The sequence below is a fragment of the Shewanella sp. KJ2020 genome (assembly GCF_024197625.1).
Taxonomy (GTDB): Bacteria; Pseudomonadota; Gammaproteobacteria; order Enterobacterales; family Shewanellaceae; genus Shewanella.
The window spans coordinates 134,710-147,385 of the sequence record NZ_JAKUKD010000031.1; the positions used below are offsets into that span (position 1 = coordinate 134,710).

Below are 12,676 nucleotides of genomic sequence, written 5' to 3' on the forward strand. Positions count from 1 at the left end.
CTCTTCTTATGCTGCGATCTCTATTAACTGCCGAATAGTTTCAGGGTCTAAATTCTGTTGAATGGAGGCCGTTTTATAGAGCATAACAATGATTTTTGCTTTTTTATCAATCGGTAACACTTTACGTTTTTTACTTAAAAGAGACTCAATCCCTTCAATAATCTGTTGGAGTAACTCTTCATTAAGCTCTGGCAAGGAGGAGTGAGACTCAAGGGCTTGCTCTCCGCTCAATAACCAACTTGGCTCTACACCAAACTCCGTCATAAGCACTACGATCAGGTCTTTCGTTATAGGCCTATCACCACGTTCGTAGTTTTGATAAGCCTGAAGAGATACACCTAGAAGGCTTGAGAAGCTCGATTGAGACAGTGACTTTTCCTGCCGTAACTGCTTCAGCCTTCCTCCAATAGAAATATTATCAAATGTAGTTGACATAGGTTATTTTGTGTCTATATGATTACGTTTGTAGTTGTTTTTCACAACATTAACATGAGCTAGAAGTCAATACTGAGGTCTTTCACTATGAACGTCAATAATCAAATTCCAGGTCGTGAACTTTATAACCAAGTACGTGGTGGTTTTGTTGCTAAAGGTTCGTCACTGTCCAAATGGTGCAGAAGTAATGGAATCAAGCCACAAAATGCTATCCATTGCCTTATGGGCACATGGGATGGCCCTAAGGGGCAAGCGCTACGTGCAGAGCTGATCAATGAATCCGGCATTGCTGCAATCTCCAAAGTGGCATGAGGTTTACTATGAGCATAACAGCCCAAGCGACACTGAAAAGGAGCAATCCTTGGGTGTTTTTGGAACCACTGTTTAATGCCTGTTTAAAGGAGATTCCAATGACTAGAACCAGCTTGCTGAAACGTAATGCCGTCTCTATCCCTCATGCAATTGAGTTATGCCTAGAAGTCGCTAGGCAAAAGCATAACTTCAGCGTTGATCGTGTCGCTGATGGTATGGGACTCGCGAATAAGTGGGTGATCTATAAATGGATGGAGTCAGGCCGCCTACCTGCGTTAATGATCCGCCCATTAGAACAGACCTGTGGTGCCGATTTTGTTACACGCTATTTAGGTCATTCTGCTCATAAGCTGCTGATAGATATCCCCACTGGCCGCAAAGTAAAGGCGGTGGATATTAATCAATTGCAAGCCTCATTTACGCAAAGTGTCAGCTTGATCCTCGCGTTTTATGAAGGCAGCGCCAATCAAGCCGAAACCCTTTCATCACTCACGCAGTTGTTAGAAGGTGTTGCTTGGCATCACCAGAACGTGGAGCAACATAGCCAACCGCAACTTGAACTTGATGGAGGCTTTGATGAATAACCAATACTTAGCTGAAGTCATTAATAAATTACTTGTAGGGCTTAGTCAGTCAGATATTCAACAAGTGTTAACCAAAGTCGAGCATGACCAAAAATGTTTGGGTTATGTGCCAAATAACCTAAAAACCGATACGTCAGTCAATGTTCATCGAAGAGGAAGACTTTGCAAAATAAGCAAAGATCCTGAAGTACAGGCTTTTATTCATTCACTGCCTTATTTAGAGCAAACAGACATATTAGCTGAGGTTGTGGCCAAGTTTGGGGCAGATAGGGCTCCTAGTCGCTCAGGACTATGCCGCTACTTTATGAAGTGGAGAAAAGCTGAATGAGCTATCAACCATTTAAAGCCAAGAACACCAACACGTTAGTCAAAGCTGAGGCTATTTTTCAGCTAGTCGCGGAACAAGGAGATCTGGGCAACACGCTTAAGCAATTGCAAAAACAGTCTGGACAACCTCGAACAACGGTACATCGCGCACTGACGAGCTTTACCACGATGAACTGGCTAGAACAGGTGTCGCTTGATGATCGCTCCGTGTGTTGGCGGGTCTCACCGACATTATTAAGGCTGGCATTTAATTTCCGCCGTAAAGCACTCGGCGGACAACAGAATGATCTGATGGGCGTTGATGGAGCCATGGCAATGAATGCGATTGAAATTGAACAGAGTAAGGATGTCACCATTAAAGCCGTTAGGGTGTTTCAGCTTGTCGCGAGCGCATCCCTTAAAGGTAAAACGCTTGATGAACTGCAATACCAATCCGGCTATGCCAGAACAACAACTTACCGCTTGCTATGCACCTGGGAGCGTTTGGGCTGGTTAAAGTCCGTTGATGCTAATGGACGAAGTGAGCGCTGGTGCATGTCTGAAAAACTCTTGGCCTTAGCGCATCAGTACCAAAACCAAAGGCTACAAATGATCCATCAAATCAAAGAAAAATATCAATCTGTTGCAGGAGAAGAACTATGAGTAATCCCTCATCACCCCCAAGCCCATCCGAAATTATGCATGGGTTGGAAATGCAACGTCTTGGAGAAGCCCAAGCAGAAATCACGCAGACAATGGAAGCGAATATTGAAGGGCTAGTTTCTGGGGACAAACTGGCTGGAGCGGCTAGTGCATCAATCCTCGTAGGTCGCATTCAAATGGCTAACGCTGTTAAGCAATTTGCCGACGTCGGCAGTCTGCAAATTTTAAAGAATGTAAAAGAAACAAAGGATTACAAAAATCTTAAAGGATTAAAACTGCCGACTGGAGAAATTTTGCAAGGGACTTGGGAAGAGTTCTGTAAGTTGATAGGGGAATCGAAATCCAATGTTGATGAACGTTTGAAAAATTTAGAGGTATTTGGGCAAGAGGCATTGGAATCAATGCAATCCATCGGCATGGGTATTCGCGACTTACGCCGCTTGCGTCAATTACCTGAAAGCGAGCTAAAAGCCATTGTTGATGGTGATCAACTGACTGTCGATAGCAAAGAAGAAGCGCTCGATATCATTGAAGAAATGGCTGCCAAACACCGAGCAGAATCGAGCAAGCTCAATGAAAAGCTTGAGCACCTTGAACTATCGGCTAAAGCTTCAGATCAGCTTTTAGAGAAGAAAGGCAAGCAGATCCACGAACTTGAAAAAGCCTTAGAGATAGCCAAAGGTAAAGGGACTCCGGCCCAAATTAAGCAACTGGAAGCTGAGCGCAACAAAGTATTAAGCCAAGCCATCATTAATGCGAAATACGAGATATTCAAGGGGTTAGCTGCCTTTGAAGATGCAGTTGCCGCAATTCAAGCCATTGATCATCCTTGCGATCTTGATGACGAATACCATGGCAGCATGCACGATATTATCTCGCGGATGATGGAAGGTAGTGCCCGAGTTGGCCTTGATCAAACCATTATCACAGCCCTCAATAACGAGTTGATGTTATATCAGCAAGGGGCAACTTTATGATGTCCACATTACCCATTGAACAGATTAAATACTTGGATGGCATTGCCCAAGAGCTCGCTTCTGCTGGGCATGGTCAACAAGGCGTAATTGTTGACCGTGCATGTAATTTCCTCGGGTTAACACGCAGCTCTATTTACGAAAAGTTATCGCAAGTTGGCTGGTCTTCTGCTCGTAAGAAGCGCTCAGATCGCGGCCAATCTCGGGTGACCTTGGAAGAAGCGACTTGGGTATCTAATTTAATCCGCCAATCACAGCGCCAAAATAGTAAATCACTCATGTCTGTTGAGGATGCCATTGAGATCGCTTATGCCAATGGTCATCTATCCACCAAGTGTTCCGTATCGACAATGCTGAGGAAGATGGACGAGTTCAATGTTCATCCCAAACAGCTAAATGCTAACCCTATTACGCGCAGTATGCGCAGCCTGCATCCTAATCATGTGTGGCAATTCGATGTCTCAATCTGTGTGCTGTATTACCTCAAAAACCAAGAGGGTTTACAGGTCATGGAAGAGTCAGAATTCTATAAAAACAAACCCGCAAACTTAGAGCGAGTGAAGAATGATCGCGTGCTGCGCTACCTTGTCACCGACCACTACAGCGGCGCATTTCACTTAAGCTATATTTTGTCGCCTGGTGAAAGCGTGGAGGCCATTACACAATTTTTAATTGAAGCTTTTAGCAAACGTTCAAGTAGTGAACTCATGCACGGCGTGCCCTTTATCCTTATTTGGGATGCAGGTTCGGCCAACATGGCCGCGATGACAAGGCACTTATTGGATAAGCTCACTGTTAATCACCTTATTCATACACCAGGCAAACCTTGGGCTAAAGGTCAGGTGGAGAGTATGCATAACGTGATCGAAAAGAAATTTGAGTCACGCTTAGCATTCCAAGCTGTTAATAGTATTGAAGAACTCAATGCGATGGCGACACTCTGGTCTATTGGGTTTCAAAGTGAATCGAAACATACCAGACATGGGCAAACTCGCTATGGCCTGTATCAAACAATCCGTCCTGAGCAGTTGCGACTAGCGCCGGATGCCGAGGTTATGCGTAGTTTTGTGCAGACAGATAGAGTTGAGCGCACCGTTAAGGCGAATGATCTGAGTGTCACCTTCGTCCCCAGCAAGACACATAATTCAATGACCTATACCCTTGAACACTTAGGCGTTCGCGCAGGTGAAAAGGTCTTTGTCAGTGTGAACCTATATCGCTGCCCAGCAATTGATGTTGAGGTAATCGATGAGCATGGTGAAGTCCATAGCTATATCGTTGAACCGATGGAAAAAGACGATGCAGGCTTCAATACCAACGCGCCCATTTATGGAGAAAATTACCGCGCGATTGCTGACACCCTACCGCAACGCCGCAAAAAAGAGATGGATAAAACGGCTTGGGGAACGAGTGATCCTCTTGAGATTAAAAAGAGCCGCAAAGGTCGAGTTCGTCAGGTGGCCTTTAATGGTGCGATTGATGCCATGGCCGATATCAAGCAACAAACCCCACCCAGCTTTATGCAGCGTAAAGGCCAGCCTTTACTCGTTGATATGCAGAGTATTAATGAGCCACCGTTATCTGACATTAAAGCGTGGAAATTACTTGCTGAATCGTTAGGGCTAAAAGGTGCGGCGTTACAACCTTATAAGGAGGCACTCAAGCAAGCATACCCTATCGGCTTTACCCGTAAGCAAGTTGAGCAGTTTATTAATAACTTAGGAGGCAATGATGCTTGTGCTCAAACAGCGGCTTTATGAGGCGGGATATACCATAAGTGATCTTGCAGCGAAAATGACATTCCAATACCCCATAGTGCATAAAGCCTTGCAGCACGGTGTATTACCCCAAAGGAAACAAGCGCAATTTATGGATGAGGTTCACCACTTTTTACAGCGTAAAGACATTGCAATAGAGGGTGTCTGGTCAGAGTCTGCCAACCCTGACCAGACGATACTCCAAACAAAACCACACGAAGACGAGTTAAATCTGGAGACCGTAATGCTAACACATGCCAGCTTAAAGCACTTTAAACTGTTTAAAAACCCATTCTTAAATGACATTCGTGAAGCTAAGGATGTGTTTTTAAGTGAAGATAGTCGCTACCTTCTCGCCGCTATGCGTGATGCCGCAAGACATCAAGGGATCTTAGCCTTAGTTGGTGATTCTGGTGCAGGTAAAAGTGTACTACGTAAGCAGTTGCTAGAAGATCTCGCTCAAGATGGTGATGTTTCGATTATTCAGCCCCGCATTATTGATAAAACAGTCGCTACGGCGGCCATGCTCTGTGATGCCATTATCGAAGATATCAGTGAAGAGAAGCCAAGACGCTCGATGGAAGCCAAGGCCCGTCAAGTTGAAAAACTACTGCGTGTGGCGTCTAAAGGCGGTCAGCGCCATGTGTTGATCATTGAAGAAGCACACGATCTCAGTATCCCTGTTTTAAAGTATTTGAAACGCTTTTGGGAATTAGAAGATGGCTTTTCCAAATTGCTGGGCATTGTGCTCATTGGTCAAACCGAGTTAGCCATCAAGCTTAACGAGCGCAAGAACTATCAGCTGAGGGAGTTTATCCGCCGCTGTATGGTTGAACATGTACCTAATTTAGACGGTGACATTGGCGCTTACATCACTCACAAGTTTGAACGGGCTGGCGGGCAAATAGCTAAGATCATGACTGAGGATTGCTACGCAGCTATCAAGGATCGGCTCACAACAAAAGAGACTGGCTTTAGTCTGGTGTACCCACAGATCGTGAATAACCTCGTATCAAGAGCCATGAACTTAGCCCAAGAAATAGGGGAACCAGTTGTTACCGCAGAATTGATTAAGGAGTGCTGACCGATGAATCAACCGTTACTCGATGCGATTAATCAACATCAAAACCTACTGTTCATGGGCTGTGGCGGTACGGATGATATTGAGACAGGCATTGAATTGCTTCAGTTGTTGTCGTCACTCATAGATGAAACCAAGGATTTACACGCTATTTCACCTAAGCACATCGTTAGACAACTGAACTGCATTCAAATGCTGTTATCCGTTGGCTTAACCCAAGTTCGCGCCCTCCAAACCGCCCAACAGTAAAAACGCCCTGAGCGCCATTTTAAGTAGTCTTAGCCTCGACTGCTTATCATGGCGCACTTTTTTTAGTTAAACGCTTTAAGAAAGATTTAAACGGGATTTAAACGGGGTTGTACTTGATGTTGTCGCCGCTGTTGCTACGATGGCACTTATCTTTTAGTTCTTCAAACTAGGGTGGATAAGTTCTCATGGTAGACATAGCAATGGTAAGTGCGGCTTTAACCAGCATCAAAACGGCAACGGATGTTGCTAGACTCATCAAAGACGGCGAGAAACAACTCGATCAAGCCGAGTTTAAGCTTAAATTAGCCGATCTGATTGGTAACTTAGCTGATGCAAGGATTGAAATTGCCAGTATTACCGAGCTATTAGCTGCTAAAGACGCGGAAATTAGAAGCCTTCAAGCCCAACTCGAATTAAAAGATAACATCATCTGGGAAGAGCCTTTTTATTGGAAGATTAAAGATGAGCAAAGAGACGGGCCCTTTTGCCAACAGTGTTTTGATGCCAGTAATAAACTCATTCGTTGTATCAATAAAGGCTATCAGCAGGGGGTTTGGCACTGTCACACCTGTAAATCTGTGGTAGTTGATGATGCTTATAATGATGATGTAGTTGGTTAACTTGTTACGTATTCAGTCAAGCTAAGTTTCGAGGTTATATGGCCAGTAATAAAAATCAACATTATGTCCCTCAATGCTACCTACGTCAGTTCTCAGCAAGTGATTCTGGCTCTGCAATAAATTTATTCAATATTGATAGTGGAAAATTTATCCAAGGAGCTCCAATCAAAAATCAATGCTCGAAAAATTACTTTTATGGTGATGACCTCGCTCTTGAAAAGGGTTTTCAGCCAATAGAAGGTCAATATTCTTCGGTTGTTAAGCAGATAAAATCGCCAAGCTACAAATTGTCGGATGAACATCGAGAGTTTTTAAAATTTTTTTGGCTTTTACAGTATGTAAGAACTGATGCAGCCGCAAGACGTGATATTGAGCTTACGGAAGGAATTAATGACGCCATTGGCGATGCAGCTTATACGTATAAGCTAGAGGTGAAAGAGGCGGTGCAAGCATCTGTCCGCAGAGCTTCACAATACGCTAATATTCTTTCGGACTTAAAAGTTTGCCTTCTTTGTAATAAAACGGTATTGGATTTTATTACATCTGATGATCCGGCTGTACATACCAACCGATGGTACTTACAAGATGACCGCACAAAAGGCATGTCATTTGGTTTTTCTGCCGCGGGTAGTCTCTTAATTTTACCTGTAACTGATAAAATTTTGATGCTGGGGTATGATGGTCATATCTATAACATCCATCATAAACATGGTTGGGTTAATGTAACAAATCCGGCTGATGTGAAGGCGATCAATGAGCACCAAATGCTGAACTGTCGGGCGAATTTGTTTGTTCGAAACCCTGAACAAGCGGATCTAATTGCGGATTCATTTGATGTTGTAAAAGCGCATAAACCAAAATCTAGCTACAAGATAAACTATGCAATATTCGATGGATTCGAACCCAATGGAAATTCACGTTTCAGATCTGCAACTAAAGAAGAGGCTCAACAACACGAAAGGTCTTTAATGCACTGTCAAAAAGTGAATATCAACCCAAGTCGATGGCCTTCTTTTATTGCCTGGCGGTTCAACGGTTTTGCTTATTCAAATAACTCTAGTGCAGGCTTTATACGTCAAGCTGAGGCATTTTCTTTATCTGATGAAGGGTTTAAAAAAGTAAAAATTCGCTGATATTGCAGTTAATTACTCTCTTGATTCACCACAATCTTTCCTGAAACCTTTCATATCCCGAAATCCTTCCAGATATCATCTAATGGGGACTAACAAACACCTGATTTGGAGTCTGTGATGTCCCTAAATGAAGAATTGCTCGACCTCGATTCGCTTGATACTCAACAGTTAAATCAACTCAAGCGGAAATGGCCTAAAAACTTGGCCGAACTCGTGAGTATCATTGATAACCGCTTAGCAAAAGAAAAGCTCGATAAGCCGCTATTAGCTGAAAAACTCATTACTGACATCTCAATCTACCTTGGTGGCCGTGACATCTATTTGCCCCGTGGCAGTTCGCTGTCGCGCTTCATCCGCAACCTTCGCATCTATCAAGCCTTTAATGGCCGTAACGCTGATGAGCTTGCAAAGGAGCATGGGTTTAGCAGGCGACAAATAGACAACATCGTCGCGCAAATACGCCAACTTAATCGAAGCTAGTAACGCTTTTAGTGACAGCGCTTTGGTTAGCCATTTTATAGAAGGAGGATGTGATGTCTTCATACCGTCGATATCTGAGCAACACAACAGCTGCGACTCAAAATCGAAATAAGCATGTGACGCGGCTGCTTTCGATTTATCAGAGTAAAAAATCAAAAGAACTTGAATTCCCCCCGAATAACGGCCAGCTAAAGAAATAGATCGCTCGATTCTCAATTAGCCCTGTTGAAACGTTAGCTTTAACCACCAATTAAATTGTTCCTTGGAGATGATCATGACAATGCAAGATGCCATTAATACCTATAAACAAGCCCTCGCGACTTACAATGATAAAAAGCAAGTGTTTCTGGATCTACGAAATACGCGTTTGCCTGAACTACGTAACCGTCTTAACGTTAACCGCTTAAGCATGGATAACGCTAAATTGGCCATGCGCAATGCCATAACTGATGCTGAATACAACACTGCCAAACAGAATTACCAGCAAGCAGAAGTCGTGTATGCCGACTGCATTCAATTAATCGATAACGTAGAGGCTAAGATTAAGGCTTGGGGGGACATAGAACAAAACCAACTCCAAAAGTCTGTTGAAATGACCTCTAAAACGATGTGGAATCTCAAGCAAGAGGAAGTATTAGCGACATTCCCTGCTGAACTGCCTGATAGCTTGCGTATTGGCATTCAAAAGCTCATGACGATTACCAGCATGCTAGGCGGTGTTGGTGACGGTTATTACGGCAGCCGAGTAAACAAAGTTTATGGGCAAGTTGATGCTGATGAATTAATGACAACACGTGCAGCATTACTCACAGAAATGGGGCTTTGATACGCGAGAGGTTCTGATAGGTAACGTTTGTAGCTGAGACTATAATTGGCTGCAAACGTTACTTTTTAAGTGTTATTGTGTGAAACAAGTGCCCACCATCTTACCTAAACTGCAAAGCCTCCAAGATTATTGGTTTTAATCCTATGCCATGGATCATGTAAAAGTCCCGACCAGTGCTAATCTGACTTAAGCCGCAGACATGGCGTAGCTGTAAAACTATAGCCTCACGCCATAGGGATAAGGAACATTATTGACTCCCCCAAATGCCAACTTAACACGTGTCCTGAATATACTGAATGCCCCCATCACGATTGAGGCAATTCGCGAGTATCACGCGATTGCGTAAGCAGCCAAAGGCGATGAGGCGTGGATGATAGACGATCTATTTGAAGCGCTGTTTGTTGCGACTTCAGCCGATAAAGAGTTATTTAACCAAGCCATTGCTGAGGTGCTGCTGTAACAACGGATGTGTTCATCTAGTTTGATGCTTCCGAGCAGTGATTTGGTAACAGTACCTCGCCCCCCTCTACCGAGAACTCATCATCTACCTGTACAGCTTAAGCTGTATACTGGAGCAAGCCATTTAATCGACAGTGGCGATATTTCTCTGCATTCGTAATTACAAGGTGAAAACACCTACAGCAAATAGTACATAGTTCTTGCAACCTGCGTTCTGCATTATCTCACATAACAAATAGGTCACACTCAATATTTCATGTTTGCGTTCAAAGAGATAAGAGCATAACATCGTTGTATCTACTTTATAAAGCCAAAAGCAGCGACGATACGTCCTGCTGGTTATTTCTTAGGAAGGATCAAATTAATGAGTTCAATTAAGGAGTATTTGTTTGACTATGATCTAGAGGAAATGAGACGGTGGATTTGCGAAGAACTGGATGATGAGTATGCTGACGAAGACACTCCAGGTTGGGAATCGCTAGCTGAAGAGTGGTCTAATATGCACGCCAGCAACGAAGCAATTACCGAGTTTTTCGATTGGTACAAACAGCATGCTCACTCAGAAATACACCAGACATTTCACTTGCAAATAAGCAAGTTAAAAGACCTGCTTGAAATGACACTTCCTACTTATAACGAAGATACATTCTACAAAATGACCTACGCATACGCCGTAACATTAATGGAATCATTTCTAGCTGACACTATTAGATCCTTGATCATTACTGATGATAGATATTTCTTTAATGCTATAAATAACGTAGATACTCTAAAGGATTGCAAATTTACGATAAGTGAAATAGCTAAACAAACAGATGGTGCAAGAGGTTTTGCAGTAACGGAATTGTCAAAACTGATGTATCACAATATCCCTAAAATCAGGGAGGTTTTAAAGGCAGTTCTGGGCAGAGATATAAAAATTGATATTTCTCAAGTATGTACGATCACAGCCCTTAGACATGACATAGTTCACCGAGATGGGAAAAAAACAGATGGCCAATTAATTATAGTTGATAAGGAGATTGCAAAAGATACAGTTCTTCAGATTGAAGAGTTTGTTAACTCATTAGCGAAGAAAATTTACGCCCCACAATAAACGTACTAAGCAGCTAAAGGTTAAGTCTTACTTATTTATTGACATTTTCATACTCAAGAAATCCATATCCAAAAGGAATCTGAAATCATGGATGATCCCAAAAAAGTATTTAGAATCTTAATAAAATTTATGGATGAGCAATATGTTGATTCTTTTATAAAAGAAGGTTTGCTCTTCATGAATAATATCGAATTCTTCAGAAATTACGAAGATACTGATGTTGCGTTACGAGGTGACCAGCACGAAGGGTTGGCTGCTAGTTACAAAGCTGAAGAACTCATAATTGAGTTTGCTGATCATGTGTTTGATGGCGTTGAAGGAAGATTAGATATTCGTTATGACGCTGAAGATGAAACTAACATCTATAGCATGACTAAAATTAGTGATGAGAACATTCTTGAGGCGGGTGACTCAGGTCTTTTCTTATCTGAAAAATTCAAAAATTTTGGTAACCGAGCGATCATCATTAGTGGTTCAGATATCGGGGAGTTTGAGCGGCGTCTGAAGCTAGCATTATCAAATGATCCAAATATATACACCACAAGAGAAGATAATGTACTGGCCAAGCGAGTTTCATATTTAGAGCGTGAAAAACATCATGGAGCTTTGGATGTTTTTGATAAGTTTTCAGCGTACTCATGGCAATATGAATGGCGAATTGCTTTCAAGCAACGAAACTCTACTGGAGCATACCCGCTGAGAATCGGGAACGTGGAGGATATCGCCCAAGTGCACGAAACAGAATCATTGTTGGACAAACCTATAAGGCTTATTCCAAAATCCAAGTAACAATTCAATATGATCAATAGCTAGTGGCTGACTACCATTCTGCGAAACCAGCTAAAACCTGTATTCGATGTCACTATCTCTTTCAGTAAAAATGGGAAGAATTATACCAATTTTGCGAGATATCGCTGAAGGATTGTGGAATGGTCGAAAATCAAATTATCGTGAAAAATTGCCGCAATTATCGCGCTACAGATCAAAAACCCTTAAAAATCATCCGCATAAACTTTCCCAAAATTAGTTAATAGGTTTGGAAAACGCGCATGCGCGTTTTTCCAGATGGTGTATTTGGCAGAAAGCTGATAAGTTCTTTGCATACAGATAGTTAACCGTGCGCGTTTTCACTGGTCCAACGAGGTAAACGCGCATGCACACTAATAAAATGTTAAGCGTCAAGGACAGATATGAGTTCTATTGTCACTACAGAGCTTTTCTTGAAAATTCTTCCTACTTTCCTGGTTGCAGGTGGTGCTGCAATTGGTATGGAATATCTAAAAGTAAAACTTGAGAGGAAAATAAAAGAAAAGCGGGGTGAAACCACGTCTGAGCGTATCGAGCGATTATCGAAGGCACTGAAAGAGTCCATTTCTCTCACAAATGAAATCGAGCAAGAAATCCAAAAGCGGCATTCGATGGTTACCAAGCTTCAGGATGATGTAAATAGATACGAAAGTTTAGCCAAACTAAAAGAGTCTGAAGTAGAGGCTATTGCACAGACACTTCGGGGTGAGTTGCGGTCGGAGGGTAGTAAGTCTCTTTTGAAATCAGCGCTTATAAGTTTAGTTTTCTTTGTTGCCGGTGTCATAGTTACCCTGTATGCCGCTTAACAAATAAGGATAGGCCGCGCGTAGCCGCGACCTTATCCCAAGTGTTGAACAAGCCCGATGCTGGTTGTTGACACTTTATTATGCAAAT

Annotated in this window: 16 protein-coding genes; 15 read left to right on the forward strand and 1 reads right to left on the reverse strand. The window is 42.6% G+C overall.

The features are described 5' to 3' along the window. Positions 1–6: 6 nt before the first annotated feature. The gene (locus tag MJO46_RS17385; protein WP_253990403.1) at positions 7–435 is read right to left on the reverse strand and encodes a helix-turn-helix domain-containing protein; all 429 of its coding nucleotides are present in this window, start codon (positions 433–435) and stop codon (positions 7–9) included. Between the two features lie 87 nt (positions 436–522). On the opposite strand from MJO46_RS17385, the gene MJO46_RS17390 reads away from it, so the two are divergent. From MJO46_RS17390 to MJO46_RS17460, 15 genes are all read left to right on the forward strand, one after another. After that, complete coding sequence (locus tag MJO46_RS17390) at positions 523–747, forward strand: hypothetical protein (RefSeq protein ID WP_253990404.1); 225 nt, start codon at positions 523–525, stop codon at positions 745–747. 98 nt (positions 748–845) lie between these two features. Beyond that, a complete protein-coding gene (locus MJO46_RS17395) occupies positions 846–1,331 on the forward strand; it encodes a hypothetical protein (protein ID WP_253990405.1) in 486 nt (161 codons plus the stop codon). Further along, positions 1,324–1,659 (forward strand): hypothetical protein, encoded by a 336-nt coding sequence (locus MJO46_RS17400; protein WP_253990406.1) that lies wholly within the window; start codon positions 1,324–1,326, stop codon positions 1,657–1,659. Before MJO46_RS17395 ends, MJO46_RS17400 begins: the two co-directional genes overlap by 8 nt. Further along, positions 1,656–2,300, forward strand: coding sequence for a helix-turn-helix domain-containing protein (locus tag MJO46_RS17405; protein WP_253990407.1), 645 nt, complete (start codon positions 1,656–1,658; stop codon positions 2,298–2,300). The genes MJO46_RS17400 and MJO46_RS17405 overlap by 4 nt, the downstream gene beginning before the upstream one ends. Continuing rightward, the gene (locus MJO46_RS17410; protein WP_253990408.1) at positions 2,297–3,277 is read left to right on the forward strand and encodes a hypothetical protein; all 981 of its coding nucleotides are present in this window, start codon (positions 2,297–2,299) and stop codon (positions 3,275–3,277) included. The genes MJO46_RS17405 and MJO46_RS17410 overlap by 4 nt, the downstream gene beginning before the upstream one ends. Then, positions 3,274–5,034, forward strand: coding sequence for a hypothetical protein (locus MJO46_RS17415; RefSeq protein WP_253990409.1), 1,761 nt, complete (start codon positions 3,274–3,276; stop codon positions 5,032–5,034). Before MJO46_RS17410 ends, MJO46_RS17415 begins: the two co-directional genes overlap by 4 nt. Beyond that, positions 5,003–6,115: an ExeA family protein gene (locus tag MJO46_RS17420; RefSeq protein ID WP_253990410.1), complete on the forward strand. Its 1,113-nt coding sequence runs from the start codon at positions 5,003–5,005 to the stop codon at positions 6,113–6,115. The genes MJO46_RS17415 and MJO46_RS17420 overlap by 32 nt, the downstream gene beginning before the upstream one ends. A 3-nt stretch (positions 6,116–6,118) precedes the next feature. Further along, complete coding sequence (locus MJO46_RS17425; protein ID WP_253990411.1) at positions 6,119–6,361, forward strand: hypothetical protein; 243 nt, start codon at positions 6,119–6,121, stop codon at positions 6,359–6,361. A gap of 185 nt (positions 6,362–6,546) precedes the next feature. Next, positions 6,547–6,981 carry a hypothetical protein gene (locus MJO46_RS17430; RefSeq protein WP_253990412.1) on the forward strand — a complete coding sequence of 145 codons (435 nt, stop codon included), beginning with the start codon at positions 6,547–6,549 and terminating at the stop codon, positions 6,979–6,981. Between the two features lie 38 nt (positions 6,982–7,019). Beyond that, positions 7,020–8,114, forward strand: a complete 1,095-nt coding sequence (locus MJO46_RS17435) for a DUF4238 domain-containing protein (RefSeq protein ID WP_253990413.1) — start codon at positions 7,020–7,022, stop codon at positions 8,112–8,114. 117 nt (positions 8,115–8,231) lie between these two features. After that, on the forward strand, positions 8,232–8,594 hold the full coding sequence (locus MJO46_RS17440) for a Mor transcription activator family protein (RefSeq protein ID WP_253990414.1): 363 nt from the start codon (positions 8,232–8,234) through the stop codon (positions 8,592–8,594). A gap of 274 nt (positions 8,595–8,868) precedes the next feature. Then, complete coding sequence (locus tag MJO46_RS17445; protein ID WP_253990415.1) at positions 8,869–9,420, forward strand: hypothetical protein; 552 nt, start codon at positions 8,869–8,871, stop codon at positions 9,418–9,420. 823 nt (positions 9,421–10,243) lie between these two features. Further along, positions 10,244–10,975 carry a hypothetical protein gene (locus MJO46_RS17450; protein WP_253990416.1) on the forward strand — a complete coding sequence of 244 codons (732 nt, stop codon included), beginning with the start codon at positions 10,244–10,246 and terminating at the stop codon, positions 10,973–10,975. An 87-nt stretch (positions 10,976–11,062) separates the two neighbouring features. Then, the gene (locus MJO46_RS17455; RefSeq protein WP_253990417.1) at positions 11,063–11,764 is read left to right on the forward strand and encodes a hypothetical protein; all 702 of its coding nucleotides are present in this window, start codon (positions 11,063–11,065) and stop codon (positions 11,762–11,764) included. A gap of 401 nt (positions 11,765–12,165) precedes the next feature. Continuing rightward, the gene (locus MJO46_RS17460; RefSeq protein ID WP_253990418.1) at positions 12,166–12,588 is read left to right on the forward strand and encodes a hypothetical protein; all 423 of its coding nucleotides are present in this window, start codon (positions 12,166–12,168) and stop codon (positions 12,586–12,588) included. The last annotated feature ends 88 nt before the right edge of the window (positions 12,589–12,676 follow it).